The organism is Achromobacter sp. 2789STDY5608615 (assembly GCF_001298995.1).
Taxonomy (GTDB): domain Bacteria; phylum Pseudomonadota; class Gammaproteobacteria; order Burkholderiales; family Burkholderiaceae_B; genus Achromobacter; species Achromobacter insuavis.
Window position 1 is genome coordinate 121,952 of the sequence record NZ_CYTY01000007.1, and the last position, 26,679, is coordinate 148,630.

Annotated in this window: 26 protein-coding genes and 3 pseudogenes; 13 read left to right on the forward strand and 16 right to left on the reverse strand. The window is 68.4% G+C overall.

All coding sequences use genetic code 11. The features are described 5' to 3' along the window. From AOZ49_RS08510 to gpmA, 3 genes are all read right to left on the reverse strand, one after another. Positions 1-631 (reverse strand): S41 family peptidase (locus AOZ49_RS08510; protein ID WP_156355618.1); only part of this gene is annotated, 631 nt, incomplete at its 3' end. 42 nt (positions 632-673) lie between these two features. After that, entirely contained in the window at positions 674-2,275 is a 1,602-nt protein-coding gene (locus AOZ49_RS08515; protein WP_082380366.1) for a murein hydrolase activator EnvC family protein, read from the reverse strand. A 5-nt stretch (positions 2,276-2,280) separates the two neighbouring features. Next, positions 2,281-3,033, reverse strand: coding sequence for a 2,3-diphosphoglycerate-dependent phosphoglycerate mutase (gene gpmA / locus AOZ49_RS08520; RefSeq protein ID WP_035359662.1), 753 nt, complete (start codon positions 3,031-3,033; stop codon positions 2,281-2,283). 161 nt (positions 3,034-3,194) lie between these two features. On the opposite strand from gpmA, the gene AOZ49_RS08525 reads away from it, so the two are divergent. The 5 genes from AOZ49_RS08525 (at position 3,195) to AOZ49_RS08545 (ending at position 6,632) form a co-directional block, all read left to right on the forward strand. Then, on the forward strand, positions 3,195-3,617 hold the full coding sequence (locus AOZ49_RS08525) for a rhodanese-like domain-containing protein (protein ID WP_006391754.1): 423 nt from the start codon (positions 3,195-3,197) through the stop codon (positions 3,615-3,617). 50 nt (positions 3,618-3,667) lie between these two features. Continuing rightward, positions 3,668-3,925: a glutaredoxin 3 gene (grxC, locus tag AOZ49_RS08530; protein WP_006391755.1), complete on the forward strand. Its 258-nt coding sequence runs from the start codon at positions 3,668-3,670 to the stop codon at positions 3,923-3,925. Between the two features lie 36 nt (positions 3,926-3,961). Then, positions 3,962-4,495 (forward strand): protein-export chaperone SecB, encoded by a 534-nt coding sequence (secB, locus tag AOZ49_RS08535; protein ID WP_006391756.1) that lies wholly within the window; start codon positions 3,962-3,964, stop codon positions 4,493-4,495. Between the two features lie 18 nt (positions 4,496-4,513). Further along, a complete protein-coding gene (locus AOZ49_RS08540; RefSeq protein WP_054474870.1) occupies positions 4,514-5,563 on the forward strand; it encodes an NAD(P)H-dependent glycerol-3-phosphate dehydrogenase in 1,050 nt (349 codons plus the stop codon). Between the two features lie 73 nt (positions 5,564-5,636). Further along, positions 5,637-6,632, forward strand: a complete 996-nt coding sequence (locus AOZ49_RS08545; RefSeq protein WP_054474871.1) for a Bug family tripartite tricarboxylate transporter substrate binding protein — start codon at positions 5,637-5,639, stop codon at positions 6,630-6,632. 277 nt (positions 6,633-6,909) lie between these two features. On the opposite strand, the gene AOZ49_RS08550 is transcribed toward AOZ49_RS08545, so the two are convergent. Together AOZ49_RS08550 and AOZ49_RS08555 are read right to left on the reverse strand one after the other, a co-directional pair. After that, a complete protein-coding gene (locus AOZ49_RS08550) occupies positions 6,910-7,380 on the reverse strand; it encodes a tRNA (cytidine(34)-2'-O)-methyltransferase (protein WP_054429327.1) in 471 nt (156 codons plus the stop codon). 132 nt (positions 7,381-7,512) lie between these two features. Beyond that, a complete protein-coding gene (locus AOZ49_RS08555; RefSeq protein ID WP_353739088.1) occupies positions 7,513-8,262 on the reverse strand; it encodes a ComF family protein in 750 nt (249 codons plus the stop codon). 50 nt (positions 8,263-8,312) lie between these two features. Here AOZ49_RS08555 and AOZ49_RS08560 point away from each other — a divergent pair, with 50 nt between their 5' ends. Continuing rightward, positions 8,313-9,245: a methyltransferase domain-containing protein gene (locus AOZ49_RS08560; RefSeq protein WP_054474872.1), complete on the forward strand. Its 933-nt coding sequence runs from the start codon at positions 8,313-8,315 to the stop codon at positions 9,243-9,245. 75 nt (positions 9,246-9,320) lie between these two features. Here AOZ49_RS08560 and AOZ49_RS08565 read toward each other — a convergent pair whose 3' ends face one another. From AOZ49_RS08565 to rsmB, 7 genes and pseudogenes are all read right to left on the reverse strand, one after another. Continuing rightward, on the reverse strand, positions 9,321-10,562 hold the full coding sequence (locus AOZ49_RS08565; protein WP_054474873.1) for a YbdK family carboxylate-amine ligase: 1,242 nt from the start codon (positions 10,560-10,562) through the stop codon (positions 9,321-9,323). A 373-nt stretch (positions 10,563-10,935) separates the two neighbouring features. Beyond that, positions 10,936-12,407 (reverse strand): annotated as a pseudogene (locus AOZ49_RS08570) (TrkH family potassium uptake protein). Between the two features lie 52 nt (positions 12,408-12,459). Continuing rightward, positions 12,460-13,839, reverse strand: coding sequence for a Trk system potassium transporter TrkA (trkA, locus tag AOZ49_RS08575; RefSeq protein WP_054429323.1), 1,380 nt, complete (start codon positions 13,837-13,839; stop codon positions 12,460-12,462). After that, a complete protein-coding gene (locus tag AOZ49_RS08580) occupies positions 13,836-14,525 on the reverse strand; it encodes a response regulator (RefSeq protein ID WP_054429322.1) in 690 nt (229 codons plus the stop codon). Before AOZ49_RS08580 ends, trkA begins: the two co-directional genes overlap by 4 nt. 11 nt (positions 14,526-14,536) lie before the next feature. Then, positions 14,537-16,858, reverse strand: a complete 2,322-nt coding sequence (locus AOZ49_RS08585) for a sensor histidine kinase (RefSeq protein WP_054474874.1) — start codon at positions 16,856-16,858, stop codon at positions 14,537-14,539. Beyond that, positions 16,855-17,445: a DUF4390 domain-containing protein gene (locus tag AOZ49_RS08590; protein ID WP_156333358.1), complete on the reverse strand. Its 591-nt coding sequence runs from the start codon at positions 17,443-17,445 to the stop codon at positions 16,855-16,857. Before AOZ49_RS08590 ends, AOZ49_RS08585 begins: the two co-directional genes overlap by 4 nt. A gap of 40 nt (positions 17,446-17,485) precedes the next feature. Further along, a complete protein-coding gene (gene rsmB / locus AOZ49_RS08595) occupies positions 17,486-18,823 on the reverse strand; it encodes a 16S rRNA (cytosine(967)-C(5))-methyltransferase RsmB (RefSeq protein WP_054429319.1) in 1,338 nt (445 codons plus the stop codon). A 131-nt stretch (positions 18,824-18,954) separates the two neighbouring features. Between rsmB and AOZ49_RS08600 the strand changes: the two are divergent. Together AOZ49_RS08600 and rimO are read left to right on the forward strand one after the other, a co-directional pair. Then, positions 18,955-19,588, forward strand: a pseudogene (locus AOZ49_RS08600) (LysE family translocator). Between the two features lie 151 nt (positions 19,589-19,739). Continuing rightward, entirely contained in the window at positions 19,740-21,056 is a 1,317-nt protein-coding gene (gene rimO / locus AOZ49_RS08605; RefSeq protein WP_054429317.1) for a 30S ribosomal protein S12 methylthiotransferase RimO, read from the forward strand. Between the two features lie 38 nt (positions 21,057-21,094). Here rimO and AOZ49_RS08610 read toward each other — a convergent pair whose 3' ends face one another. Continuing rightward, positions 21,095-21,412, reverse strand: coding sequence for a DMT family transporter (locus AOZ49_RS08610; RefSeq protein WP_054474875.1), 318 nt, complete (start codon positions 21,410-21,412; stop codon positions 21,095-21,097). Between the two features lie 95 nt (positions 21,413-21,507). On the opposite strand from AOZ49_RS08610, the gene AOZ49_RS08615 reads away from it, so the two are divergent. Continuing rightward, complete coding sequence (locus AOZ49_RS08615) at positions 21,508-21,891, forward strand: winged helix-turn-helix transcriptional regulator (RefSeq protein WP_054429315.1); 384 nt, start codon at positions 21,508-21,510, stop codon at positions 21,889-21,891. Positions 21,892-21,915: 24 nt separating this feature from the next. Here the strand turns inward: AOZ49_RS08615 and AOZ49_RS08620 are convergent, their stop codons facing one another. Further along, the gene (locus AOZ49_RS08620) at positions 21,916-22,476 is read right to left on the reverse strand and encodes a ferritin-like domain-containing protein (RefSeq protein ID WP_054429314.1); all 561 of its coding nucleotides are present in this window, start codon (positions 22,474-22,476) and stop codon (positions 21,916-21,918) included. Positions 22,477-22,704: 228 nt separating this feature from the next. Between AOZ49_RS08620 and AOZ49_RS08625 the strand changes: the two are divergent. The 4 genes and pseudogenes from AOZ49_RS08625 to AOZ49_RS08640 form a co-directional block, all read left to right on the forward strand. Then, positions 22,705-23,280: pseudogene (locus AOZ49_RS08625) on the forward strand (TIGR00730 family Rossman fold protein); the annotation flags it as partial. A gap of 51 nt (positions 23,281-23,331) precedes the next feature. Beyond that, complete coding sequence (locus AOZ49_RS08630) at positions 23,332-23,892, forward strand: hypothetical protein (protein ID WP_054429312.1); 561 nt, start codon at positions 23,332-23,334, stop codon at positions 23,890-23,892. A 19-nt stretch (positions 23,893-23,911) separates the two neighbouring features. Further along, positions 23,912-24,538 (forward strand): HAD hydrolase-like protein, encoded by a 627-nt coding sequence (locus AOZ49_RS08635; RefSeq protein WP_054429311.1) that lies wholly within the window; start codon positions 23,912-23,914, stop codon positions 24,536-24,538. A gap of 26 nt (positions 24,539-24,564) precedes the next feature. After that, positions 24,565-25,080, forward strand: a complete 516-nt coding sequence (locus AOZ49_RS08640; RefSeq protein WP_054429310.1) for a class IV adenylate cyclase — start codon at positions 24,565-24,567, stop codon at positions 25,078-25,080. Between the two features lie 51 nt (positions 25,081-25,131). Here AOZ49_RS08640 and fmt read toward each other — a convergent pair whose 3' ends face one another. Next, the gene (gene fmt / locus AOZ49_RS08645; RefSeq protein WP_054429309.1) at positions 25,132-26,073 is read right to left on the reverse strand and encodes a methionyl-tRNA formyltransferase; all 942 of its coding nucleotides are present in this window, start codon (positions 26,071-26,073) and stop codon (positions 25,132-25,134) included. Positions 26,074-26,104: 31 nt separating this feature from the next. Then, on the reverse strand, positions 26,105-26,617 hold the full coding sequence (gene def / locus AOZ49_RS08650) for a peptide deformylase (RefSeq protein WP_006391779.1): 513 nt from the start codon (positions 26,615-26,617) through the stop codon (positions 26,105-26,107). Between the last annotated feature and the right edge of the window lie 62 nt (positions 26,618-26,679).

The following is a 26,679-nucleotide window of genomic DNA, read 5'->3' on the forward strand; positions in this document are numbered from 1 at the left end:
TCTTTTCCTGGAACTGGGCGATGCGCACGTAGGCCACGCCGTTGTCCAGCATCTTGCTGCGCACGCTGCGCACCTTGATGATGTCGCGCACGATCTTGAGCACGATCGGCTGCGGCCGGTCGGCGCGCATGATGGTCAGCGTGATGGGCGACTTGGGCGCGCCGCGCATGAGCTTGACGGCGTCGTTCAGCGACATGCCCTTGGTGGGCGTGTCGTCGATCTTGATGATGAGGTCGCCGGCCATGACGCCCGCGCGCGCGGCGGGGGTGTCTTCGATGGGCGAAATGACCTTGACGAAGCCGTCTTCGGCGCCGACTTCGATGCCCAGGCCGCCGAACTCGCCCTGCGTGGCCGTCTGCATTTCGCGGAACGCGTCGGCATCCAGGTAGGCGGAGTGCGGGTCCAGGTTCGACACCATGCCGGAGATGGCGTTGTCGATCAGCGTCTTGTCGTCCACCGACTCGACGTAGTTGTTCTTGATGGCGGCGAAGACGTTGCTCAGTTGCCTGAGTTCATCCAGCGGCAAGGGGCTGCCGCGCTGGGCGACAGCCGTCACGCCCACGCTGAGCAAGACACCTGCCACCGCACCGATGGCAATCAGACCGAAACCGCGAAACTTGCGAGTGCTCATGCACACTTCCCGAATGGTTTTCGCCCTTGAGGGTTTTTGGCTTTACTGGGCCAGCCACTGGGCTGGATCCACAGGAGCGCCGCGATGGCGAATTTCAAAGTATAGGCCGGATTCCACTTGGCCGCCGGTTGCGCCTACCGTAGCAATAGTATCTCCCGTCGCGACGGAATCGCCCACCCGTTTGAGCAGACTTTGGTTGTAAGCATAGACGGTCAAATATTGCTGGCCATGATCCACAATGATGAGATTGCCAAAACCCCTCAGCCAATCGGCATAGACCACCGTGCCAGGGGCCACCACCTTCACCGGCGTGCCTTCGGCCGCGCGCAGCACCACGCCGCGCCAGACGCCGCCATCCGGGCGGTCGACCCCGAAGCGTCCCTGCACCTGGCCCCGCACCGGCGCGGCCAGGCCGTGACGCAGGCCGTTGCCGCCGCCCACCGGGGCGGCGCGCGGAGTCTGCTGGGTCGACGCACTACGGGTTGGAGCGGCTTCTTCCTCGACAGGTTCCGTCTTTTTGGGGGGATCCGCGGGTTTTGTCGCGGGCGGCGTCTCGGCCGGGCCGGTCAGGCGCGGATGGCGCGTGTCGGCCGGGCGCAGGCCGGCGGCGTCCGGATCGGCCACGACCACCGGGCCGCGGCCCTGGCGCGACGCGGCCTCGACCTGTTCGCGCGCCTCGGCGGCCTCGCGGGCCTCGCGCGCGTTGCGGTCGCGGCGGGCGTTGTCGGCCGTGGCCTTGTCGGCGGCCGCCTTGCGGTCGGCCTCGGCTTTCTTGCGGGCTTCCTCGGCGCGGCGATCGGCTTCGGCCTTCTTGCGCGCCTCTTCGGCGCGCCGGGCTTCCTCGGCCTTGCGCGCTTCCTCGGCGCGACGCCGCGCTTCCTCGGCCTTGCGGGCCTCTTCGGCCTGCTTGACGATGGCCGCGTCCAGGTCGGTGATCAGGCGCGACAGGCGCTGGTCGTCCCGCCCCAGTTTGTTGGCTTCGGCGCGCTGGGCGGCGATCTGGCCTTCCAGCTGCGCCAGCAGGGTGCCGCGCTCTTTCTGCTGGGCGACCAGGGCAGTCTTCTGCTCGGAGGTTTCGGCCACCAGCTTCTCGATCTCGGCGCGGCGGGCGTCGGCGCGGCCCTGCAGGGCCGCCAGGCGGTCGATGTCGGCGCGCAGCGCCTCGACGGCGCGGGCGCGGGCCTGGGACACGTAGTCGAGGTAGCCCAGGTTGCGGCCCAGCACCTGGGGATCGTCGCCGGACAGCAGCGCGGTCCAGGGCGACAGGCCGCTGGTGTACTGGGTGCGCAGCTGGTCGGCCAGCTCGACCCGGCGCTTGGCCAGCACGGCCTGCTGGGCCGTGATCTGCTTTTCCAGGCCGGACAGGTCGGTGGTCGCCTGACGGCTGGACTCGGCCAGTTCCTTCAGGCGCAGGTTGATTCGGGAAATCGCCGATTCCGACTGCTTCAAGGCGTCGGCGGCTTCCTTGCGGGCGGCCTCGCGCGTATCGATGTCCTTTTGCAGATTCTCGATACGGTCGCGCAGCTGCGCCTGCTGTTTCTCGGCTTCGGACTGGCGGCCGGCGAGATCGTTGGGCGCGGCGCCCGCCGGCAGCGCCCCGCCGGCCAGCATGACCGCCAACAACCACCCCGCCATGCGCACCATGGATATCAGTCCTTCTTAGCCTTGCCCTGGGCCGCGACCGCGGCCATGGCCGCCTCGATCTCGGCGGCATCGCCGAGATAATAGTGGCGGATCGGACGCAGGTCATCATCCAATTCATACACCAGCGGCTGGCCGGTGGGGATGTTCAGGTTGACGATGTCGTCGTCGGAGACGTTGTCCAGGTGCTTGATGAGGGCGCGCAGGCTGTTGCCGTGGGCGGCGATCAGCACCTTGCGGCCGGCGCGGATGGCCGGGGCGATGGACTCGTTCCAGAACGGCAGCACGCGCGCCACGGTGTCCTTCAGGCACTCGGTGGCCGGCAGCTGGTCGGCCGGGATCTTGGCGTAGCGGCTGTCGAAGCGCGGGTGACGCTCGTCGTCCAGCGCCAGGGGTTCCGGCGCGATGGCGTAGGCGCGGCGCCAGACCAGCACCTGCTCGTCGCCGTACTTGGCGGCGGTCTCGGCCTTGTTCAGGCCCTGCAGGGCGCCATAGTGGCGCTCGTTCAGGCGCCAGTTCACGCCCACCGGGGTGTACATGGCATCCATGGCGTCCAGGGCGATCCACAGGGTGCGGATGGCGCGCTTGAGCACCGACGAGTAGGCCAGATCGAAGGTGTAGCCTTCTTTCTTGAGCAATTCGCCCGCCTTGCGGGCCTGTTCACGGCCGGTTTCGGTCAGGTCGACGTCAGTCCAGCCGGTGAAACGGTTTTCCAGATTCCACTGGCTTTCGCCGTGGCGCATCAGAACGAGTTTATGCATGGTTTGGCACGCTTGTAACGCGGGTTAAAGTTGCGGAATGCGCTCATTTTATAATTGAGCGATTTTGCCCTTGATTTTGCCCCGGCGCACCCGTGAATTTGGCGGCGCGGCGCTTCAGGGTTCGCCCTTACCAGGCTAGACGCCGCCCTTCAGGATGCCCCGTGGACCTTCTGCAATTCTTGCTCGATAAAAACAACATCTTCATTGTCGCCGTAACCGTCGTTTCCGGCGTCATGCTGGCCATTCCCGCCCTGCGCAAGGGCCGCACCGGCTCGGCCGTCAGCACCACGGAAGCCATCCAGATGGTCAACCAGCGCCAGGCCGTGTGGGTCGACGTGCGCCCCGCCGAACAGTTCCAGGCCGGCCACATCGCCCAGGCCCGCAGCGTCCCGGCCGCCGACCTGGAGCAGAAGGCCGCCTCGCTGCCCAAGAACAAGCCGCTGGTCGTGGTTTGCGACAATGGCCGTGATTCCGCCCGCGCCGCCGCCAAGCTGCGCGCGCAGGGCTTCGCCGACGTCGTGCCGCTCGATGGCGGCATGCGCGCCTGGCTGGCCGCCAGCCTGCCGGTCACCCAGAAGGGTTGAACGCGGGCGACGCGCCCCCATCTTATCGACAGAATCCGCCTGGAGCGCCTATGAATAAAGTTGTCATGTACAGCAAGGACTATTGTCCCTATTGCGCCCGCGCCAAGGCGCTGCTGGAGCAGCGCGGCGTGACCGACCTGGAGATCATCCAGATCGACCGCGAGCCCGGCCAGCGCGATCGCATGATCGAACGCACCGGCCGGCGCACGGTACCGCAGATCTTCATCGGCGATACCCACGTCGGCGGTTGCGACGACCTGATGGCGCTGGACCGCTCGGGCGGCCTGACCCCATTGCTCAACGGCTAACGCCCCTTTTTGCCCCTCCCACCAACGGAAACACTCATGGCTGATCAAGACCAAAACACCCAGCAAGAAGGCGGCAACGACGCGCCCTCGTTCAATCTGCAGCGCGTCTACCTGAAAGACCTTTCGCTGGAAATGCCGAACGCGCCCCACGTCTTCCTGGAGCAAGAAGCGCCCCAGGTTGAAGTGAGCATCACCGTGGGCGGCCAGCGCCTGGCCGAAACCGTGTTCGAGACCACGGTCACCGTCACCGTCACCACCCGCATCAACGACAAGGTCGTGTACCTGGTCGAGGGCACCCAGGCCGGCATCTTCGAAGCCGCCAACATCCCCGAAGAGCAGCTCGATCCGCTGCTGGGCATTGTCTGCCCGACGATGCTGTACCCGTACCTGCGCGCCAACATCGCCGACGCGATCACCCGCACCTCGATGCCGCCGCTGCACCTGACGGAAGTCAACTTCCAGGCCCTGTACGAACAGCGCCTGGCGGAACTGCAACAACAGCAAAGCAACGCCAATGGCAACGGCAGCGACTCGGGCATCATCCTGCCCGCCAGCGCCACCCGCCAATAAGGCAGACCGCGGCGCCCCATGAACCAGCCCACTCCGCCCAGCCTGCGCGTCGCCGTCCTGGGCGCGGGCAGCTGGGGCACCGCGCTGGCGGCGGCCGCGAGCCGCCGCCACCCCACCGTACTCTGGGCGCGCGATCCGGCGCAGGCCGCCGACATGGCCGCCCGCCACGAAAACGCGCGCTACCTGCCTGGCATCGCCCTGCCCCAGGCATTGACGATTACTCCTGATCTCGACGCCACGCTGCGCAGCCTGCTACAGGACGGCGCGGCGGGGCTGATCATCCTGGGCGTCCCGGTGGCCGGCCTGGCCGCCACCTGCGCGGAGCTCGCGCGCCGCCTGCCCGCCCTGGGCCTGCAGGACACGCCCATCGTCTGGACCTGCAAGGGCTTTGAGGCCGACACCGCAAGGCTGCCCCACGAAATCGTGCGCGAGGCCCTGCCCGGCGCCGTCGGCGGCGTCCTGTCGGGTCCGTCCTTCGCCCGCGAAGTCGCCCAGGGCCTGCCCGTGGCCCTGACCGTCGCCAGCGACAACGCCGCCCTGCGCGCCGCCACCACCCAGGCCCTGCATGGCGCCGCGCTGCGCGTCTACGCCAGCGGCGACCTGGTCGGCGTGGAAATGGGCGGCGCCCTCAAGAACGTCATCGCCGTGGCCTGCGGCATCGGCGACGGCCTGGCGCTGGGCACCAATGCCCGCGCCGCGCTGATCACCCGCGGCCTGGCCGAAATGACGCGCTTCGGCGTCGCGCTGGGCGCGCAGCCCGAGACCTTCGCCGGCCTGACCGGCCTGGGCGACCTGGTCCTGACCGCCACCGGCGACCTGTCGCGCAACCGCCGCGTCGGCCTGGAAATCGGCGCCGGCCGCAAGCTGGCCGACATCCTGGCCAGCGGCATCACCGCCGAAGGCGTGCGCTGCGCGCGCGCCGCGCTGGAACGCGCCCGCGCCATCGGCGTCGAACTGCCCATCACCGAAGCCGTGTGCGCCGTGCTGTTCGACGGCGTCGCGCCCATGACGGCCGTATCCGCCCTGCTGGCGCGCAACGCCCGCGACGAACACGGCAACGCGGGCTGACACCGCCCGCGCCCCCGGACCCCATCCCCGTCCTCATAACAACACGACGCACGACACCCAGGAGACATCCTTCATGACGCAAACCCGCACGTTCCGGGTCGGCCCCCTGCTGCGCGGCCTCTGCCTGAGCCTGGCGGCCATCCTGCCCGCCGCCGCCCACGCCGATTGGCCCGACCGCCCCATCCACATGGTGGTGCCGTTCCCGCCCGGCTCGTCGCCCGACATCCTGGCGCGCACCATCTCGGAACCGCTGGCGCAGGCGCTGGGACAACCCATCGTCATCGACAACAAGCCCGGCGCCGGCGGCAACATCGGCACCCGCATCGTCGCCCAGGCCAAGCCCGACGGCTACACCCTGCTCTACACGATCAATGGCCCGCTGGTCACCGCGCCCACGCTCTACAAGAAGACGCTGGGCTACGACCCGCTGCAGGACCTGGCGCCCGTGACGCTGGTCGGCACCAGCCCCAACGTGCTGACCGTGCCCGGCAACCTGAAGAACGTCAATTCCGTGCAGGACTTCGTGCGCATGGTGAAGGAACACGGCAGCTCGCTGAACTACGGCTCCGTTGGCCCCGGCAGCTCGGCCCACCTGGCCATGGAAATGTTCAAGGAACGCGCCGGCATCGACATGGCGCACATCCCCTACGCCGGCTTCCCGCAGGTCATCAGCGCCATCATCGGCGGCGACATCCAGGCCGGCTTCATGGTCCCCGCCATCGCCGTGCCCCAGACCCGCGACGGCAAGGTCAAGATCCTCGCCGTCACCAGCCTGCAGCCCAGCGACACCCTGCCCGGCATCCCCACCATGGCCTCGCAGGGCTACCCCGACTTCGAAGCCATCTCCTGGAACGCCATCCTGGTCCCCGCCGAAACGCCGATGCCCATCATCGAGCGCCTGAACAGCGAACTGAACCGCATCATCAACAGCGACGCGGTCCGCAAGCAGATGGCCCTGCAATACTTCACCCCCGCCGCCTCCACCCCCGAGGCCCTGACCGTCCGCATCCAGGACGAAAAGGCCCGCTGGGACCAAGTCATCCAGAAGCTGAACCTGTCACTGGACTAAGCCCGCAAGCCCTCTCCCCCAAAGATTGCCGGCAAAAACGCCAAGCAAACAACTCGCCCCACCACCCGCGGTCAAGTCACGACGCGAGCGAGTGACGGGGCAGGCGGGGGATGGCGGGGCGTGTAGATGCGCCCGAGGGAATCTGAAGGAACAGCCGAAGGCTGTGACGAAGATGACGAAGGGGGGGGGCCGCCTAGGCAAGTCCGGAGCGAAGGCTCCGGACCGCAATCGTAGCCCCGCCATCCCCCGCCTGCCCCGTCACTCGCGCCTAAAGAACCTAAGTCCCCCCCTCATACCCCAACTGCCGCCAAGCCTCAAACACCGTAACCGCCACGGCATTGGACAAATTCAAGCTCCGCTGCCCCGCCCGCATCGGCAACCGCAACCGCTGCTGCGGCGCGAACATCGCATGATGCTCCGCCGACAACCCGGCGCTCTCCCGCCCGAACACGAACACATCCCCCTCCTCGAACCGCACATCCCCCACGCTGCGTTGCGCCTGCGTGGTCAAGGCATAGATGTGGGAAGCCGCCGCCCCCGTATCCGCCAGCGCCTCCTGCAGCGTGTCGTGCACGCGCACCGGCTGCCACTCGTGATAGTCCAGCCCCGCCCGCCGCATGCGCGCATCGTCCAGTTCGAAACCAAGCGGGCGCACCAGGTGCAATTGCGCGCCGGTATTGGCGCACAGGCGGATCGCATTGCCCGTGTTGGGCGGAATCTCGGGGCAGACGAGGATGACGTGGAACATGGCGGACGGATGCAAAGACGTTGAATGACGGGCGGCCGGCCTTGGCCGCGCAGCAGCGATTGTCGCCGATTTGGACGGCCGCCCCGGCCCGCGAGGCCGCATGGCGCGCAGCCCCCGCGCCGGCGCCGGGCCTCAGCCCGTGCGCGGCGTGCGCGCCGCGACCAGCACCGTCACGCTGGCCGCGCCCGCGGCCAGCAACGCGCGAGCAGCCGCATCCGCGGTACTGCCCGTGGTCATGACGTCATCCACCAAGCCGACATGGCGGCCTGAAAGGTCGCGCGGGCAATGGAACACGCCCCGGGCGCCGCTCAGCCTGGCGCGGCGCCCCAGGGCGGTCTGCCGGGGCGTTTCACGCCGCCGCCGCAAGGCCCCGCGCAGCAGCGGCCAGCCCAGCAGCGCCGCCAGGCCGCGGGCGATCTCGGCCGCCGGATTCATGCCGCGCCGACGCAGCGACGCGCGGCTGGACGGCACCGGCGCCAGCAGCAAGGCGTGCGGCGGCGGCTCGGACCACACCGCATGCGCCAGCAGCCGCGCCAATACCGGCGCCGCGCTGAGCCGCAGCTGGGTCTTGAGCTGGCGGATCAACACCTCGGCGGGCGGCTCGTAGTCGAAGGCGGCGATCGTGCCGGTGAAAGCCGGCGGCCGCGCCAGGCAGTCGGCACAATGCAGCGCGTCCGGCGCCAGCCGCTGGGCGCACCGCGGACAGCGCGGCGCCAGCGACGCTTCGGCCAGGTCGGTTTCGCAGCCCTCGCACAGGCGGGCGCCACCGACCCGCGCCCCGCACAGCGGGCAGTCGCAGGGCACCCGGGCCAGCAACCGCCGCCCCATGGCCTGTAGGGACAATCGGCCGCCGCGGCCGGGATGGGCAATAATGTGAGCCATCCCCCATGAAATCATGATCCGCCCGCGGCGCCGCCCCGGGCGCGACCAAAATGTCCCTGCCCGCACCCGCCACCCCGCCCTCGCTCCCGCTCGTCGCCGCCGACGTGCCGCGCCAATTCGCCCGCCGTGGCGACCTGTCGGACGCCCAGTTCCTGTACGGCGAAGTCGCCCGCCGCATGCTCGGCAGGCTGCAGTACATCCGCGTGCAGCCCCAGGCCATGCTCGACGCCGGCTGCGGCGCCGGCGACAACCTGGCGCTGCTGCGCGAACGCTATGCCGAAGCCGCCTACACCGGCCTGGACAACTGCGAGCCGCTGCTGGAGATCGCCCGCAAGCGCCACGCCCCGGCCGGCCTGTCGGCCTGGATCGGCAAGCTGGCGCGGCGCGGTCCGGCCAATGGCTTCGTCAACGCCGACCTGGCCGCCACCGGCCTGGCGCCGGAATCGCTGGAACTGGTGTGGTCCAACCTGGCCCTGCACTGGCACCGCGAACCGCATGCCGTGCTGGCCGAATGGCGCCGCATCCTCAAGGTCGGCGGGCTGGCGATGTTTTCCTGTCTGGGGCCGGCCACGCTGCGCGAATTGCGCCAGGCGCTGGACGACGCCGGACTGCGCACCGCCACCCCGGCCTTCGTCGACATGCATGACTTCGGCGACCTGCTGGTGGAAAACGGCTTCGCCGATCCGGTCATGGACCAGGAGATTCTGACGCTGACCTACCGCACCCCGGAAAAGCTGCTGCAGGACGTGCGCGCCCTGGGCGGCAACCCCGCCGCCGGCCGCCGCGGCGGCCTGGTCGGGCGCGACTGGCGGGCGCGCCTGTGCGCCGCGCTGGAGGCCCAGCGCCGCCCGGACGGCGTCGTCGCCCTGAGCATCGAAGTGGCCTACGGCCACGCCTGGCGCGCCGCCACCCACCGCGGCACCGCCGGCGAGACCCGGCTGTCGGTCAGCGCCATCGGCGGCCGCCAGCGCGGCACGCCCTGAAACAAGACGCCCCGGCGTGCCGCCCCCGAAACGGGACGGCCAGCCGGGGCGGATGGGCCCGGAAAGGCCTGGCGCCTAGTGCAGGCGTTCGGGCAGCGGCGCGGTGACGCCCGGTTCCGCCGGCGAGAGGGGCTGCATCGGCTCGGACGTGGCGCGGATCCGCCGCCGCAACACCGCGGTCGGCTCGGCCGGCGCGGCCTGGGCGGACTCGCCGCGCCAGGCCTGCGACATCGATTCCACCACCAGCGGCAGGTCGCGCAGGCGATGGAACTGGCTGCGCAGCCAGCGCGAATCATTGCCGCTGCGCATGGCCTCGTCGCGCAGCGACGCGATCATGTCGCCGGTCCCCAGCTCTTCGGCCACCGGCATCAGCCGCTGGAACAGCGCGCGCAGGTGATCCATCAGGCGCAGGCGCTGGCCGTCCGGCGTCACGTAGCTGCCCTGCAGGCCGAAACGGCAGGCCTGGAAGTGGTTGCTGCGGTAGGACAGCCAGGCCTTGTCGCTGGGATCGTCCTCCCGCATCAGCAGCACCGCCAGCGCCTGGGCGAAGGCCGCCATCTGGCAGGCGCGCTCGACGGTCAGCGGCGTATCGCAGACGCGGATTTCCACCGTGCCGAATTCGGGCTTGGGGCGGATGTCCCAGTACAGGTCCTTGATGCTCTCGGCCAGGCCATAGGCGCGCAGTTGCGCAATGTGGGCCTCGAACTGGTACCAGTCCTTGACCTCGGCCGGCATGTGGCCGGCCAGCGGGAAGCTGTTGACCGCGTTCAGGCGCGAACACGAGAACAGGGTATCGACGCCCTCGCAGTACGGCGACGAGGCCGACAGCGCGATAAAGTGCGGCACATAGGGCGACAGCCGGCGCAGCAGCTTGATGGCTTCGTCGCCGCTTTTCACGCCCAGGTGGATGTGCTGGCCGAACACCGTGAATTGACGCGCCAGGTAACCATACATTTCGGCCAGGTACTGGAAGCGCGGGGTATCCGAGATGGAGCGTTCCTGCCAGCGCATGAATGGGTGAGCGCCGCCGCCGGCCACCGAAACGCCCACGGCGTCGGCCGCTTCGACCAGGGCATCGCGCATTTCGCGCATTTCCGCCAGCAGGCCCATGGGGTGCTCGTGCACCGAGGAATTCAGTTCGATCATGGAGCGCGTGATTTCCGGTTTCACGCGATCGGCGATGGGGTGGTTGGCCATTTGGGCCAGCAGCTCGTCAGAGGCTGCGGTCAGGTCGAAACTGCGGGGGTCGATCAGTTGCAGCTCGAGTTCGATGCCCAGGGTGTTGGGGGCCGACGAAATGAACGGGATCTGTTCCATCTCGGACTCCTTCGGATGTTTGATGAGGGGGTGCGCCGTTCGACCTTGAAGCCCGGCAACTTCCCGGGGGGCGCTAGACGGCGGCTTGTGAACGCATAATAGCCGCATGTTTGTGGCAAAACGATTGAAAATCGTGACATTTGTGTGCAACATCACGATGCATTCGGTTTTGCCCTCTAGAACAAAGTGAGCGAGCACTCACAACGTAATGACGGCGCGGCTCGCCGGACCGGGCGGCCCGCGAGCGCAGTCTGGGCGCGGCTTTTCAGTGTGGGCGGGATAACCCGAATCAGGGTTATCCCTTATGAATTGGATCCGTCCCCGAGGGCCTGCGGCTCGACGTCCAAGGCCCCGGACATCCGGGCGACGCCGCCTACTTGCGCCAGAAGATCGGCGTGAACAGCACCAGCACGGTCAGCAGCTCCAGGCGGCCGATCAGCATGGCGAAGGTGCAGACCCAGATCTGGAAGTCCGACAGCACCGCGAAATTCCCCATGGGCCCGACCGGTCCCAGGCCGGGGCCGGTGTTGTTGACGCTGGCGAACACGGCCGAGAAGGCCGTGATCGGGTCCAGCCCGGACAGCAGCAGCAGGCTGGTGAAGACAGCGATGGACAGGCCGTAGAACAGCATGAAAGCCAGCACCGACGACATGGTGCGGGCCTCGACCGCGCGGCCGTTGACCCGCACGGGGCTGACGGCATGCGGATGCAACATGGTGACCAGCTCGTTGCGCGCCTGCTTGACCAGCAGGATGGCCCGGATCATCTTGATCCCGCCCCCCCCGTGGACCCCGCCGAGGTGGCGAACCCGGACAGCAGCAGCATGGTCAGGGGCGCGAACAGCGGCCACTGGGCGAAATCGGTATTGGCGTAGCCCGTGGTGGTGGCCATCGAAATGGTGTTGAACATGCCGTAGCGCAGGGCCTCCAGCGGCTCCTGGTAGACGCCCTTGACGTACAGGAACACCGAAATCACCAGCCCCACGCCCAGCACCACGACCAGGTACGGAATCGCCTCCGGGCAGCGCAGGTAGGCACGCCCGCTGCGCTGGCGGAAGGCATTGAAGTGCGTGGCGAAGTTGATGCCGGCGATCAGCATGAACACCATGGCCACCATCTCGACCGCCACCGAATCGAAGTGCGCGAAGCCGTCGTCCCAGGTCGAGAACCCGCCCAGCCCCATGGTCGTGGCCATGTGGCACCAGGCTTCGAACCAGGACAGGCCGACCGCGCGGTAGGCCAGAAAGCACAGGATGGAAAAGGCGAAGTACACCGCGTACAGCGCCTTGGCGGTGCTGGCGATGCGCGGCGTCAGGCGCTCGTCCTTCATCGGGCCGGGCGTCTCGGCCCGCACCACCTGGTGCCCGCCCACGCCCAGCAGCGGCAGGATCGCCACCGCCAGCACCAGGATCCCCATGCCGCCGACCCAGACCAGGGTGGCGCGCCACAGGTTGATCGACGGCGGCAAGGCATCCAGATTGGTCAGCACGGTCGCGCCGGTGGTCGTCAGTCCCGACATGGCCTCGAAATAGGCCCCGGTGAACGACAGCGGCAGGCCGGCGCGGTGGAAGTAGATCAGCAGCGGGATCGCCGCCAGCAGCGGCAGGCCGGCCCACACCGCCGACACCAGCACGAAGCCGTCGCGGGCGCGCAGCTCGCTGCGGGCCCGCCGCGTCAGCGCCGCCAGCGCGACGCCGATGCCGACGGAAATCAGGAAGCCATGCAGGAAGGCGTCGCGCGCCGCGTCGCCGCCGATGTAGGCCACCCCCAGCGGGATCAGCATGGTCAGGGCGAACATCACCATGGTCAGGCCGAGGATGTGCAGGGTCGCCAGGACGCGCCTCATGCGGCCTCCCCGGCCGCCGCCGGTCCGTCGGGAAACGGGACGCGCGGGCTCATCAGAAGAACGACGCCGAGACTTGGAACAGCTTTTCCACGCGCGGCATCTGCTTGCGCGAGGGCACGAAGACGATGACGTGGTCGTCGGTCTCGATCACGGTATCGGCATCCGGCAGGATGATCTCGTCCTCGCGCACCAGCGCGCCGATGCTGGCGCCCTTGGGCAGGCTGATCTCGCCCACCTTCCGCCCCACCACCTTGGAATTGGAGCGGTCGCCGTGGGCGATGGCTTCCAGCGCCTCGGCCACGCCCTGGCGCAGCCGATGGACCGCCGCCACGTCGCCGCGGCGCACGTGGCGCAGCAGCTCGCTCATGGTGGCCTGCGACGGCGACACGGCGATGTCGATATGGCTGCCCTGCATCAGCTCGCCATAGGCCTGGCGGTTGATCAGCGCGATCACCTTGCGCGCGCCCAGCCGCTTGGCCAGCAGCGACGACATGATGTTGTCCTCGTCGTCGCTGGTCAGCGCCAGCCAGGTGTCCATGTCCTCGATGTTCTCGCGCTCCAGCAGCGCCTCGTCGGTGCCGCTGCCGTGCAGCACCAGCACGCTGTCGGGCAGCTGCGTGGCCAGGTATTCGCAGCGCTTGAGGTCGCGCTCGATGATGCGCACGCTGTAGTTCTCTTCGGCCAGCGCGCGCGCCAGCCGCAGGCCGATATTGCCGCCGCCGGCGATCATCACGCGGCGCACGGCCTTTTCGGCTTCGCGCAGCTGCCGCACGGCGCGGCGGGCGTGGCGCGTGTCCACCACCAGCACCACCTCGTCGCCCGGGGCGATCACGGTGCCCGAGCCGGCCCGCAGCGGGCGGCCGCCGCGCAGCACGTCGATCACCCGCGCCGTGACGTCGGGCCAGACATCGCGCAGCTTGTCGACGGGATGATGCGCCATCGGGCTGCCATGGCTGACGCGCACGGTCACGACGCTGACGCGGCCCTCGGCGAACTCCACCACCTGCAACGCCTCGGGGAACTCGATCAGGCTGTGCAGATAGGTGGTGACGCTGCGCTCGGGGCTGATGATGGCGTCGATGCAGAAGCCCTCTTCGCTCATCAGCTCGGGATGTTCGGAGAATTCGCCCGAGCGGATGCGGGCGATGCGGCGGGGGATGTTGAACAGCTGGCGGGCGATCTTGCAGGCCACCATGTTGGCCGCGTCGGAGGCGGCGCAGGCGATCAGCAGGTCGGTATCGGCGGCGCCGGCGCCTTCCAGCACCGACACCTGCGAGCCGTCGCCATGGACGACGCGCAGGTCGAAGTGTTCTTGCAGGTATTGCAGCTGCGAGGGATCCGAATCGATCACCGTGATGTCGTTCTGCTCGGACACCAGGTTCTCAGCCACGCTGGTGCCTACGCGACCAGCGCCGATGATCAGGATCTTCATGCGCCCCGTTTGCGCGCCGACTCGATGCCCAATTGCTTGAGCTTGCGGTAGAGGTGGGTGCGCTCGAGGCCGGTGCGCTCGGAAACGCGGGTCATGCTGTGGCTTTCGCGGACCAGGTGGTATTCGAAGTAGATGCGCTCGAACTCATCGCGCGCCTCGCGCAGCGGCTGGTCCAGCGAGATGCTGCCCAGCTGGCCGTTGGCGGTGACCGGGACTTCGTTGGCCGGCGCCGTCGACAGGGCCGGCGGATCGAGCTCGTCTTCGAGGGCCACGGTGGCGCTGGCCGTCGCGGGCGCGGCCGCGGGCGCCGGATGCGGCACGCGGCCACGGGCCAGGCCGGCGGCCACGGTCTTGAGCAGACGCTGCAGCGTGATCGGCTTTTCGAGGAAATCCATGGCGCCGATGCGGGTGGCCTCGACCGCCGTGTCGATGGTGGCGTGGCCGCTCATCATGATGACGGGCATGTCCAGCAGGCCCTGCGAGCCCCATTCCTTGAGCAGGCTGACGCCATCGGTGTCCGGCATCCAGATGTCCAGCAGCACCAGATCGGGACGCATGCGAAGGCGCGCGGCGCGCGCTTGCGCCGCGTTTTCGGCCAATTCGACCGTGTGCCCTTCGTCGTAAAGGATTTCCGACAAAAGCTCGCGAATACCGACTTCGTCGTCAACCACCAGAATTCTGGCCATAAAGCATCCACCTATTGCGTAGCCGCATTATCCTTTTCTTGCGCGGTCGCGTCCATAGCATCTGCCCCGGGAGCAAGCCGGGTCAACAAGATGGAGATCCGCGCGCCTCCTTCCTTGCGATTCGCAAGGTCGATCCGCCCGCCATGCTCTTCAACAATCTTGCGTACGATTGCCAATCCTAACCCAGTCCCGTGGGACTTGGTGGTTACGTAGGGCTCGAAGGCCCGCTGCATGACCTGCGGCGGGAAGCCCGGCCCGGTGTCGGCCACCGTGAAACGCAGGGCCTGCTGGTCGGCGCGGTCGGGCTGCTCGCTGCGCATCAGCTGGGTGGTGACGCTGACCCGGCCTTCTCCGCCCTTCTCGGCGATGGCGTCGCGGGCGTTGGACAGCAGGTTGTGGATCACCTGGCGCAGCTGGGTCGGATCGCCCTCGATGGCCGGCAGGTCCGCGCCCAGGCTGACGTCCAGGTTCAGCGCCTTGCCGGAGGTCGAACGCACCGAGGCGGCGCCGTCCGGCTCCCAGCCGTACAGGGACAGCACGTCCGCCACCAGCGCGTTGAAGTCGATGCGCTGCATCACCGCCGGCGGCGTGCGGGCGTATTCGCGGAAATCATCCACCATCTGCTTGAGCGAGGCCACCTGGTTGACGATGGTGTTGGTGGAACGCTCGACGATCTGGGCCTCGGCCGGCGGCAGCTTGCCTTCCAGCTTCATCGCCAGGCGCTCGGCGGACAGCTGGATCGGCGTCAGCGGATTCTTGATTTCGTGGGCCAGGCGGCGCGCCACTTCGCCCCAGGCAACGGTGCGGTTGGCCGATATCACCTCGGTAATATCGTCGAACACCACCAGGTAACCGTTGCCGCGGCCGTCCACCCGCAGGTGGGTGCCGCGCGCCAGCAGCGTCAGCGCCTGCGGCCCGTTGGGGGTGTCGCCCTGCTTGGGCGCGATCTCGAACTGCTGCTGCCAGTGCTGGCGTTCGGAGCCCACGGCGGCGTGGGTGGAGAACGCCTGCCGCACGACATTCGCGAATTCGAGCATGCCGTCCACGGTTTCCAGCGGCCGCCCGATCACCGAGCGCAGGTCGGCCTGCAGGATGGTCTGGGCGCCCTGGTTGACGGTGGTGACGCGGAAGGACTCGTCGAACACCAGCACGCCCGAGGACAGATTCGACAGCACGCTTTCCAGGTAGACGTTGGACCGTTCGAGCTGCTGGCGGTTGCTCTCGACCATGCGGCGGGCCTCGTCGAGCTGGCGCGTCATGGCATTGAAGGAGCGGGTGAGCTGGCCGACCTCGTCGCGTTCGGGCGGTTCGGGCAGCGGCCGGTAGTCGCCCACGCCCACGGCCTGGGTGCCGCCCGCCAGGCTGAGCAGCGGCCGCACCAGCCGCTTGGACAGCGACAGCGCCACGGCGATGGCGCCAAAGGCGGCCAGCAGCAGCGCCAGGGTCAGCGTGATGCCATAGAGCTTGCGCAGGCCAAGCCGCGACAGGGCCAGTTCCTGGTAGTCGCGAAAGCCCTGCTGCACCAGGTTGGCGTTGTGCGCGATCTGCTCGGGCACCGGCTGCAGCAGCTGCAGCCAGCGCGGCTCCGAGGCGGCGCCCAGCAGGTTGTCGTAGCGGTCGGGGCCGGTCAGCGGAATCACCACGCGCAGGTGCAGCCCGCCGTCGGTGCCGGGCTTGACCGGATCGTCGGCCTCGGCCGCCGAATAGCCGCGCGACAGCCGCAGCTGGTTCATGACCGTGGATGGCGGCATCGCCGGCAGCAACTGGCCGTACTGGCTGGTGGAGAACGCCACCATGCGGCCGCTGCCGGTGAAGACCATGGCTTCCTGCACGCCGTTGGCTTCGCGCAGCCGGGTCAGGGCCAGCGTCACGCCGGTATCGGAATTGCGGTTCAGTTCGGCCGCCATCGAGCGGGCGCGGGCGTCCAGGTCGGCCAGCAGCGAGTCGAGCGCGGCGCGGCCCAGGTTCAGGCCGGCCTCCAGCGCGGTGTCGACCCGCACGTTGAACCAGGACTCGATGGAGCGCGACATGAACTGCACCGAGACCGTGTAGATCAGGGCGCCGGGCACCACGCCGATCAGGGCGAAGGCCAGCGAGAAGCGGGCCGTCAGCCGGGCGCCGAACTGCCGCCGCCGGATCTGCCGCGCCAGCCGCACCGTCAGCGCCACCACCCAGACGAACAGCGCCAGGGCGAAGATACCGTTGAGAATCAGCAGGGTGTCGTAATAACGGGCAAAGCGCGAGGCATTGCCCGTGGACCATGCCAGCAGGCCCAGCAACGCCAGGCCGCTCACCGCGCCGACCATCAGGGCCAGCCGAAGCAACAGCCTCATGAGGGGTCTTTCTCCTTGTCACCCAGCGAGAACGAGAAATCGGTCCACGGCGTGCCCTGGACCCAGGAGCTGCTGTTCAGGGCATTGACCTGGAACGGCCGGGGCAGCAGCGACGTGTCCAGCCGCAGCCGCAACTGGCCGCCATAGACCACGCCTTCGTCGAAATCGTCGGCATCGGCCACCTGCCAGTTGCGCACGTGGCGGATGACGCTCATGGCGTCGTCCAGCGACGCCACCGGGAAGGACAGCTCGCCGACCCCGGCGCGCCACTGGCGCGTCAGCGCGTTGTAGATCACGCGCCAGGTGCGCGAGGTGTCCACCAGGGATTTGTCGAACCACCACCAGCGCTCGCGCGTGATGGTCAGGTCGGCGGTGAAGTACAGGGGCACGCCGCGCTGGGCGGCGTCACGCAGTTGCTGGTTCAGTTCGAACTCGATGTCGGCGTCGATTTCAAGCTTGTCGCCCCGCACCACCGGTTCGACGCGCACCACCTTCGGTTCGGACCCGTGTGCCTGACCGGCCGGCGCCAACGACAGCGCGGCAGTTACGAACAACAACCCCAGAAATAAGCGTGAAATGATGGACATACGACACCGAAACCCCGTCATGCCCCCTATTCTTGGCGATTCAGGACTGCTTGGCAAACAAGGCGTAGAAAAATCCATCGCGTTGCGCCGCGGGTGTTGCATCGACCGCAACTGGCAGCAATTGGCCCGGCGCGTCCAGGCGCTGGGCCTCGGGGTGGCGCTGCAGGAACTCGAGTGCCTGGCGCGTGCCCTCGATCGGGAAGATCGAGCAGGTCACGTACAGCAGGCGGCCGCCGGGCGCCACGGTGCGCCAGAGCGCGTCCAGGATCCGCGCCTGCAGCGTGGCGGTGCGGCGCACGTCGTTTTCGCGGCGCAGCCAGCGGATATCGGGATGGCGCCGCACGATGCCCGAGGCGGTGCACGGCACGTCCGCCAGCACGGCGTCGAAGGGCTTGCCGTCCCACCAGGCGTCCAGGTCGGCGGCGTCGGCGGCCTGCAGCCGCGCCCGCTCGCTCGCCAGGCCCAGGCGGTCCAGGTTCTGGCCGACCCGCACCAGACGGTCGGCGTCGGCGTCCAGGGCCAGCAGGTCGATGTCGGCCAGCTCCAGCAGGTGGGCGGTCTTGCCGCCCGGCGCGGCGCAGGCGTCCAGCACCCGCATGCCGTCCTTGGGCGCCAGCAGTTCGGCGGCCAATTGGGCGCCGGCGTCCTGCACCGACCACCAGCCCTCGGCGAAACCGGGCAACTGGGTCACCGGGCGCGGCGTGGCCAGCACCAGGCCGGCCTGGCCCACCGGCTCGGCGGCCAGGCCCGCGTCCTGGAACGCGGCCAGCACCTGCTCGCGGCTGGCGCGGCGGCGGTTGACGCGCAGGGTCAGCGGCGCCGGCACGTTGGCCGCCCGCAGGATCTCCTGCCATTGCTGCGGATAGGCCACGCGCAATTGCTTGACCCACCAGCCCGGATGGTTCCATTCGGCCTCGGGGCTGTCGGCCACCGCGGCCTCCAGCGCCGCGCGCTCGCGCAGGAAGCGGCGCAGGCAGGCGTTGAGCAGGCCCTTGAACGAGGCCAGGGAACGGGTCGAGGCCGCGGCCGTGACGGCCTGGTCCACCACCGTGTGGGGCGCGTAGACCGGCATGCCCGGCAGCGCGGCCGCGGCCTCGCCCTCGGCCTTGAGCAGCGTCAGCGACACCAGCAGCAGCGACTCGAACAGCACGTTGGGGTAGCGCTGCACCAGTTCGCGGCCGACCGCGTCGGCCCAGCCCAGGTAGCGCATCGCGTGGAACGACACCGCCTGCGCCGCGGGGCGCAGGGCGCCGTCGACCTCGGCCAGGGCATCGGTCAACGAGCGGCCTTCCAGGACGTCCTCCACCACGCGCGCGCTGGAAAGCAGGACGGCGGAAAGCGGGGGAGCCAGATGGGGGGTATCGGAACGCGTGGACATGGCAGCAAATCAAAGGACAAGACCGCTATGGTAGCCCGGCGCGGGCCGTCGCCCCCGCCGACGGCCTCATGGCGGGCGCTGGACGAACCGCGCCGGGCGCGTCACACTGGCCGCTTGCCTCGGAGCCCGCCATGTCCACCGCCACGCTGCTGCTGTTCATCCTGGCCTCGGCCGTCGCCATCGTGACGCCCGGCCCGACCGTCCTGCTCGCCATGAGCAACGGTTCGCGCCACGGCGTGCGCACCGCCTGCTGGGGCATGGGCGGCGCGGTGCTGGCCGACTTCATTCTGGTGGGCGCGGTGGCTTCCGGCCTGGGCGTGGTGCTGGCCGCTTCCGAGGTCGCCTTCCATGCCATCAAATGGGCGGGCGCGGCCTATCTGGCCTACCTGGGCTGGAAGATGCTGCGTTCGGACGCCGCGCTGGTGCTGCCGGCCGCCGAACCCGGCGCCGCCCGGCCCGTGGGCCTCAAACTGGGCCTGCGCAGCTTCGTGGTGGCGCTGACCAACCCGAAGGCGCTGCTGTTCATGTCCGCCTTCCTGCCGCAGTTCATCAACACCCAGGCGCCCCCTGCTGCCCCAATACGCCACCGTGGCCGCCGTGCTGGCGCTGATGAACATCCTGACCATGCTGGCCTACGCCACCCTGGGCGCGCAGCTGGTGCGGGCCTTCCGCGGCTCGGGCCTGCGCTGGCTGAACCGGGTCTGCGGCTCGCTCATGATCGGGCTGGCCGGCACCCTGGCGCTGTATCGCCGCAGCGGCGCGTGACGCCCGGCGGCGCCCCTCTGGATATTGGGGACGCACTTCAACCGCTGGCGCGCCCGGCAACCCGCTAAAATAACGGCCCCCCCCGCCCTGCCGCGCTAAAATTGCGCAGTATTTGATCATTGGCGCCGGCTCGCGCCCACCGAGGTATTCCATGTCTTCCCCCAAAGTCGGCTTTGTCAGCCTGGGCTGTCCCAAAGCCCTGGTCGACTCCGAACGCATCCTGACCCAACTGCGCACCGAAGGCTACCAAGTCACGCCCGAGTACAACGACGCGGACGTCGTGGTGGTCAACACCTGTGGTTTCATCGACAGCGCCAAGGCCGAGTCGCTGGAAGCCATCGGCGAGGCGCTGGCCGAGAACGGCAAGGTCATCGTCACCGGCTGCATGGGCGTCGAGGAATCGGTGATCCGCAACGTGCACCCCAGCGTGCTGGCCGTGACCGGCCCGCAGCAGTACGAGGAAGTGGTGCGCGCCGTGCACAACGCCGCGCCGCCCAAGAAGGACCACAACCCCTACCTGGACCTGGTGCCGCCGCAGGGCGTCAAGCTGACCCCGCGCCACTACGCCTACCTGAAGATCTCGGAAGGCTGTAATCACCGCTGCAGCTTCTGCATCATCCCGTCGATGCGCGGCGACCTGGTCAGCCGCCCGGTGGGCGACGTGCTCAGCGAGGCCGAGCGCCTGGTCAAGGCCGGCGTCAAGGAACTGCTGGTGATCTCGCAGGACACCAGCGCCTACGGCGTCGACGTCAAGTTCCGCAGCGGCTTCTGGAACGGCCGCCCGGTGCGCACCCGCATGACCGAGCTCTGTACGGCCTTGTCCGAAATGGGCGTCTGGACGCGCCTGCATTACGTGTATCCGTATCCGCACGTGGACGAAGTGATTCCGCTGATGGCCGAGGGCAAGATCCTGCCCTACCTGGACATCCCGTTCCAGCACGCCAGCCCGCGCATCCTCAAGGCCATGAAGCGTCCGGCATTCGAGGACAAGACGCTGGCGCGCATCAAGAAGTGGCGCGAGATCTGCCCCGACCTGACCATCCGCTCGACCTTCATCGTCGGCTTCCCCGGCGAGACCGAGGAAGACTTCCAGTACCTGCTGGACTGGATGCAGGAAGCCCAGCTCGACCGCGTCGGCTGTTTCCAGTATTCGCCGGTGGAAGGCGCGCCCGCCAACCTGCTCGACAATCCGGTGCCGGACGAGGTCAAGCAGGAACGCTGGGAACGCTTCATGGAACTGCAGCAGTCGATTTCCACCGCGCGCCTGGCGCGCAAGGTCGGCCGCGAGATCGACGTGCTGATCGACGAAGTGGATGAAGATGGCGCCGTGGGCCGCAGCGCCGGCGACGCGCCGGAAATCGACGGTTGCGTCTACGTCAGTTCGGACCGCGCCCTCAAGGCCGGTGACATGGTGCGCGTGCGCGTCACCGACTCCGACGAATACGACCTCTGGGCCGACACGATCTAACTGTCCTGCCTGCCGGCGGCGTCCGCCGCCGGCTGCCTTCAGGCTTCCAGCAGTTTCAATCCCGCCACGCCGCCCACGATCAGCGCGATGCACGCCAGGCGCGCAACCGACGGCGAATCCCCGAACAGCGCGATCCCCAGCACCGTGATGCCCACGGAACCGATGCCGGTCCACACCGCGTAGGCGGTGCCAGCGGGCAGATGCCGCATCGCCAGCGTCAGCAGGAAGATGCTGCCCAGGGCCGCGGCGATGCCGATGGCGCTGGGCCAGAACCGCGTCCAGCCGTCGGCGTACTTCAACGCCAGCGCCATCACGATTTCCACCGCGCTCGCGGCCAACAGGATCCACCAGGCCATCGCGGCCTCCCTTCGAGATTGGAATGCGGCCAGCTTAGGGCCTATAGTTACCCAGGCACAAGTACGCACCTTTTGGTAACCATGAAGGGCCCGACATGGCTGTCTCTCCCGCTTCCTCCGGCGACGTCTTCGACGCCGCCTGCCCGTCGCGCCGCGCGCTCGAGCTGATCTCCGGCAAGTGGGTGCCGCTGGTCCTGCCGGCGCTGGCGCGCGGCCCGCTGCGCAACAACGAACTGCTGCGCAAGCTCGACGGCATTTCACAGAAGATGATGACGCAGACGCTGCGCGACCTGGAACGCCACGGGCTGGTGCGGCGCGAGGACATGCGCACCGTGCCGCCGCACGTGCGCTACCACCTGACCGACCTGGGGAAATCGTTGAACGTGGCGCTGGTGGCGCTGGACCGCTGGGCTGAAAGGCACCATGCGCAACTGGATGCGGCGGCGCGCCGCCACGATGCGGCCGCCGGCGCTCCGTAAAGGCCGGCACGGGCCGGCAACACCTCAGTGCTTGGCCAGGAAATCGGACATGTCGTCCGCGTGCTCTTCCTCGACCGCCAGGATCTCTTCGAGCAGGCGGCGCGTGGTCGAATCCTGTTCGCCGATGTAGTCGATCATCTGCCGGTAGCTGTCGATGGCGATGCGCTCGGCGATCAGGTTTTCCTTGATCATCTCCTCAAGCGTGGCGCCCTCGATGTACTCGGAGTGGCTGCGCTCGAGCAGGCCCTTGGGCGACAGGTTGGGCTCGCCGCCCAGCTGCACGATGCGTTCGGCCAGCCTGTCGGCGTGGTCCTGTTCCTGGGTGGCGTGCTCGGCGAATTCCGCCGCCACCGGCTCGGCGTTCAGGCCGCGGGCCATGAAGAAGTGGCGCTTGTAGCGCAGCACACAGACGATCTCGGTGGCCAGCGCTTCGTTCAGCAGCTTGAGCACGGTCTTGCGGTCCGCGCGGTAGGTGTCGGTGACGGCGCCGGACTCGATGTCCTGGCGCGCCTTGGCGCGGATCGCCTTCACATCCATGTCGAAGGGGCGGCTCGCCTTGTCGTGGTTACGGGTCGTGTTTTCCATATCGTTAGCTCCTTGTGGGGTTGGCAATACGACGCTGGACTTCCAGTCGTTCCGAACAACCCAGTCTACCGGCCATGCGAAAAGATGCTGTGTCCAAACATTGCCCATGGCCCCATATCGGGCTTTCGCGCGCCGCGCAAAAACGCGTCCGGCGCTTCTCGTAAACTATCGGCTCCCCGGACGGCCCGTGACGCAATCTGTAACGGGCCCGGCAATTAGTAGCTTCATATGACCCTGAAGAACATCTGCGTGTATTGCGGCTCCAATCCCGGCGCGCGCCCCGAATACCTGGAACAGGCCCGCGTGCTGGCCCGTGAACTGGTCAAGCGCGACCTCGGCCTGGTCTACGGCGGCTCGGTCGTCGGCATCATGGGCGTGATCGCCAACGAGGTGCTGGCCGGCGGCGGCCGCGTGATCGGCGTGATCCCGGAACTGCTGCAGAAGAAGGAACAGGCCCATCGCGGCCTGACCGAACTGCATCTGGTGCAGAGCATGCACGAGCGCAAGGCCATGATGATGGACAAGGCCGACGGCTTCATCGCGCTGCCCGGCGGCGCCGGCACGCTCGAGGAATTCTTCGAGGTCTGGACCTGGGCCCAGCTCAGCATGCACAGCAAGCCCTGCGGCCTGCTCAACATCGCCGGCTACTACGACGCGCTGATGCAGTTCGTCGACCATGCCGTCGACGAAGCCTTCATGCGCCCGCAGCATCGCGACATGCTGGTGGTGGAAAGCGATCCGGCGACGCTGCTGGACCGCTACGCCATCTACGAGCCGCCCAACGTTTCCAAGTGGTTCGAGCCGGTCAAGCCCGAGCATCGCGCCCCCCTAAACCGCCCCCAAGGAAAACCCGCAATGTCCACCGGTTCGTCGTCTCCCGCCAGCACCGAGTCCGTATTGCGCGATTACTTCCACGCCAAGGACGAAAACCGCCCGCACTACATGGCGCGCGCCTTCGCGCCGCAGGCGGTGCTGAAGATGGCGCTGCGCACGCAGGCCATCGCCTTTCCGCCCGAATCCCACGGCCTGGCCGCGATCACCGACACGCTGGTGCGCAAGTTCGGCCAGACCTACGACAACGTCTACACCTTCTACCTGGCGCGGCCCGAGGCGGACGTGCGTCTGTCCGATTATTCCTGTGACTGGATCGTCGGCATGACCGAGAAGGCCACCGGCAACGTGCGCGTGGGCTGCGGCCGCTACGCCTGGACCTTCCAGCCGGAGCCGTACCGCGCCACCCACCTGACCATTACGATCGAGACCATGGTGACGCTGCCGCCCGCCGACGCCGAAGCGGTATTCGGCTGGCTGCTGGCGCTGGACTACCCCTGGACCAACGCCCAGCGCGTCGTCGCGGGCGCACCGCCGCTTGAAGACCTGGCGCCGGTGGTGCAGTATCTGCTTCACCCCATGTAGATCGGCATCGGATTTTTTCTTGAAATACGACATCGCAGCTTTTGATTTCGACGGAACCCTGGCGGACACCATGCCCTGGTTCAATTCCATCCTCAACACGGTGGCCGACAAGTACGGCTTCCGCAAGATCGACGCCGCCGAGCGCGACCAGCTGCGCCACCGCGATGCCGGCGAGATCCTGAAGTTCCTCGGCATCCCGCTGTGGAAACTGCCCGCCATCATGGCGCACGTGCGCACCCTGATGCAGGAGATCGATCCCAGCGTGCACCTGTTCGACGGCATCCCCGACGCGCTGGCCCGCCTGAAGGCGGGCGGGCTGCGGCTGGCGGTGGTCAGCTCGAACTCGCTCGAAAATGTGCAGCGCGTGCTCGGCCCCGACACCGCGGCGCTGTTCGACGACTACGAATGCGGCACCGACCTGTTCGGCAAGGCCGCCAAGATCGACCGCCTGCTGCAGCGCCACGGCACCGCGCCGGAACGTTTCCTGCTGGTGGGCGACGAAATGCGCGACATCGACGCGGCCCGCAAGGCCGGCGTGCGCGTGGGATCGGTGGCCTGGGGCTACAACCACGTCGACGCGCTGCGCGACCGCGGCCCCGACGAATTGTTCATGCAGGTCGCCGAACTGCCGGCCGCGCTGGCCTGACGCGGCGCCCCGACAAGGACACGCTGATGGCGCGCAACGTCGAAATCAAGGCCAGGGTCGCCAGCCTGGCGGCCCTCGAACCGCTGGCGGCGGCGTTGTCCGGCAAGGCGCCGGTCGCCATCGCGCAGGACGACACCTTCTTCGCCTGCCCCGACGGCCGGCTCAAGCTGCGCGTGTTCGCCGATGGCAAGGGCGAACTGATCTTCTACCGCCGCGCCGACGCCGCCGGCCCCAAGGAAAGCTTCTACGTCATTTCGCCGACCGCCTCGCCCGACACCCTGCGCGATGCGCTGGGGCTGGCCTATGGCGTGATCGGGCGCGTGCGCAAGCAGCGCCTGCTGTTCATGGCCGGCCGCACCCGCATCCACCTGGATCGGGTCGAGGGGCTGGGGGAATTCCTGGAACTGGAAGTGGTGCTGCGCGACGGCGAAAGCGTCGAGGACGGCATGGCCGAGGCCCATGAACTGCTGGCCAGCCTGCAGATCGCGCCGGAGCAACTGCTGTCGGGCGCCTATCTGGACCTGCTGGCCCGGCGTCCCTGAAAACGGTCCGCCCGCCCCACGGCGGCCGGACCCTGGCGGCGACGGCCGGCCTCAGGCCGGCTGCCAGCCCCGCACGAACACGTCCACCGGCTGGCGCTTGCCGCCGGCCTTCTGCAACTCCAGCAAGCGCAATACGCCCTCGCCGGTCGCGATGTCGATGCCCTCGGCGTCCGCGCGCAGCACGCTGCCGGGCGCGGCCGTGGCGGGCTGCGGCAAGGCCTGGGCGCGCCACACCTTCACCGGATCGGCCAGGCCTGGCAGGCGGATGCTGGCGCCCGGCACCGGGTTGAAGGCGCGCACGCGGCGCGCCAGCAGTTCCGCCGCCTGGCTGCAATCGAGCGCGGCCTCGGCCTTGTCCAGCTTGGCGGCGTAGGTCACGCCTTCCTCGGGCTGCGGGGTCGGCGTCAAACCGCCCTGGCCCAGCGCGGCCAGGGCCGCCACGATCGCCTCGCCGCCGGCCAGCGCCAGCGCGTCGTGCAATTGCGCGGCATTGGTGTCGGCGCCGATCGGCACGATGCGTTCCAGCAGCATGTCGCCGGTGTCCAGGCCCGCGTCCATCTGCATGATGGTGACCCCGGTGCGGTCATCGCCGGCCTCGATGGCGCGCTGGATCGGCGCCGCGCCGCGCCAGCGCGGCAACAGGCTGGCGTGGATGTTCAGGCAACCCAGGCGCGGCAGGTCCAGCACCCACTGCGGCAGGATCAGGCCATAGGCCGCGACCACCATGACGTCGGGCGCGATGCGCTCGAGCAGGGCGCGGGCCTCGGCGGCTTCCTCGGGGTAGCGGCCATCGAGCCGCAGGCTGCGCGGCTGGGCGACCTCGATGCCGGCATCGAGCGCGGCCTGCTTGACCGGGCTCGGGGTCAGCTTGAGTCCGCGACCCGCGGGACGGTCGGGCTGGGTCATGACCAACGGGATGTCGTGGCCGGCGGCCCGCAGGGCGTCGAAGGCGATACGGGCGAATTCCGGCGTGCCGGCGAAAACTAGGCGCATGGGGATCGGACCGGGAAGGAGGAAACGGGCGTCAGGCGCGCAGCGCTTCGCGCTCGGCCTTTTTCAGCTTGGTCTTGATGCGGTTCTGCTTCAGGTTGGACAGGTATTCGACGAACACCTTGCCTTCCAGGTGGTCGAGCTCGTGCTGCACGCACACGGCCAGCAGGCCGTCGGCCTCGAACTCGAACGGCTTGCCGTCGATGTCCAGCGCCTTGCAGCGGATGCGCGAGGCGCGCTCGACTTCGTCATATATGCCCGGGACCGACAGGCAGCCTTCTTCGTAGATCTTGTAATCGTCGCTGTGCCAGGTGATCTCGGGATTGATCAACACCAGCAGCTGATTGCTTTCTTCGGAGACGTCGATGACGACGACGCGCTCGTGCACGTCAACCTGCGTCGCGGCCAGGCCCACGCCCGGCGCGTCGTACATGGTGTCGGCCATGTCGCGCACCAGTTGGCGGATGCGGTCATCGACCTCGGCGACCGGCTTGGCCTTCTTGTGCAAGCGCGGATCCGGGTAGCGAAGAATAGGGAGTAATGCCATTGAAAAGGAATCGTCGGTAAGAGTGCCTGACCAACAGTTTAATTCATTAGATTCTTGATTTC

What these genes read in the sequence shown, in the direction of transcription:
- AOZ49_RS08515 (WP_082380366.1), bottom strand. Translation starts at nt 2,275, where the DNA reads ATGGTGCGCATGGCGGGGTGGTTGTTGGCGGTCATGCTGGCCGGCGGG.
- gpmA (WP_035359662.1), bottom strand. Translation starts at nt 3,033, where the DNA reads ATGCATAAACTCGTTCTGATGCGCCACGGCGAAAGCCAGTGGAATCTG.
- grxC (WP_006391755.1), top strand. Translation starts at nt 3,668, where the DNA reads ATGAATAAAGTTGTCATGTACAGCAAGGACTATTGTCCCTATTGCGCC.
- secB (WP_006391756.1), top strand. Translation starts at nt 3,962, where the DNA reads ATGGCTGATCAAGACCAAAACACCCAGCAAGAAGGCGGCAACGACGCG.
- AOZ49_RS08540 (WP_054474870.1), top strand. Translation starts at nt 4,514, where the DNA reads ATGAACCAGCCCACTCCGCCCAGCCTGCGCGTCGCCGTCCTGGGCGCG.
- AOZ49_RS08545 (WP_054474871.1), top strand. Translation starts at nt 5,637, where the DNA reads ATGACGCAAACCCGCACGTTCCGGGTCGGCCCCCTGCTGCGCGGCCTC.
- AOZ49_RS08550 (WP_054429327.1), bottom strand. Translation starts at nt 7,380, where the DNA reads ATGTTCCACGTCATCCTCGTCTGCCCCGAGATTCCGCCCAACACGGGC.
- AOZ49_RS08555 (WP_353739088.1), bottom strand. Translation starts at nt 8,262, where the DNA reads ATGGCTCACATTATTGCCCATCCCGGCCGCGGCGGCCGATTGTCCCTA.
- AOZ49_RS08560 (WP_054474872.1), top strand. Translation starts at nt 8,313, where the DNA reads ATGTCCCTGCCCGCACCCGCCACCCCGCCCTCGCTCCCGCTCGTCGCC.
- AOZ49_RS08565 (WP_054474873.1), bottom strand. Translation starts at nt 10,562, where the DNA reads ATGGAACAGATCCCGTTCATTTCGTCGGCCCCCAACACCCTGGGCATC.
- trkA (WP_054429323.1), bottom strand. Translation starts at nt 13,839, where the DNA reads ATGAAGATCCTGATCATCGGCGCTGGTCGCGTAGGCACCAGCGTGGCT.
- AOZ49_RS08580 (WP_054429322.1), bottom strand. Translation starts at nt 14,525, where the DNA reads ATGGCCAGAATTCTGGTGGTTGACGACGAAGTCGGTATTCGCGAGCTT.
- AOZ49_RS08585 (WP_054474874.1), bottom strand. Translation starts at nt 16,858, where the DNA reads ATGAGGCTGTTGCTTCGGCTGGCCCTGATGGTCGGCGCGGTGAGCGGC.
- AOZ49_RS08590 (WP_156333358.1), bottom strand. Translation starts at nt 17,445, where the DNA reads ATGTCCATCATTTCACGCTTATTTCTGGGGTTGTTGTTCGTAACTGCC.
- rsmB (WP_054429319.1), bottom strand. Translation starts at nt 18,823, where the DNA reads ATGTCCACGCGTTCCGATACCCCCCATCTGGCTCCCCCGCTTTCCGCC.
- rimO (WP_054429317.1), top strand. Translation starts at nt 19,740, where the DNA reads ATGTCTTCCCCCAAAGTCGGCTTTGTCAGCCTGGGCTGTCCCAAAGCC.
- AOZ49_RS08610 (WP_054474875.1), bottom strand. Translation starts at nt 21,412, where the DNA reads ATGGCCTGGTGGATCCTGTTGGCCGCGAGCGCGGTGGAAATCGTGATG.
- AOZ49_RS08615 (WP_054429315.1), top strand. Translation starts at nt 21,508, where the DNA reads ATGGCTGTCTCTCCCGCTTCCTCCGGCGACGTCTTCGACGCCGCCTGC.
- AOZ49_RS08620 (WP_054429314.1), bottom strand. Translation starts at nt 22,476, where the DNA reads ATGGAAAACACGACCCGTAACCACGACAAGGCGAGCCGCCCCTTCGAC.
- AOZ49_RS08630 (WP_054429312.1), top strand. Translation starts at nt 23,332, where the DNA reads ATGTCCACCGGTTCGTCGTCTCCCGCCAGCACCGAGTCCGTATTGCGC.
- AOZ49_RS08640 (WP_054429310.1), top strand. Translation starts at nt 24,565, where the DNA reads ATGGCGCGCAACGTCGAAATCAAGGCCAGGGTCGCCAGCCTGGCGGCC.
- fmt (WP_054429309.1), bottom strand. Translation starts at nt 26,073, where the DNA reads ATGCGCCTAGTTTTCGCCGGCACGCCGGAATTCGCCCGTATCGCCTTC.
- def (WP_006391779.1), bottom strand. Translation starts at nt 26,617, where the DNA reads ATGGCATTACTCCCTATTCTTCGCTACCCGGATCCGCGCTTGCACAAG.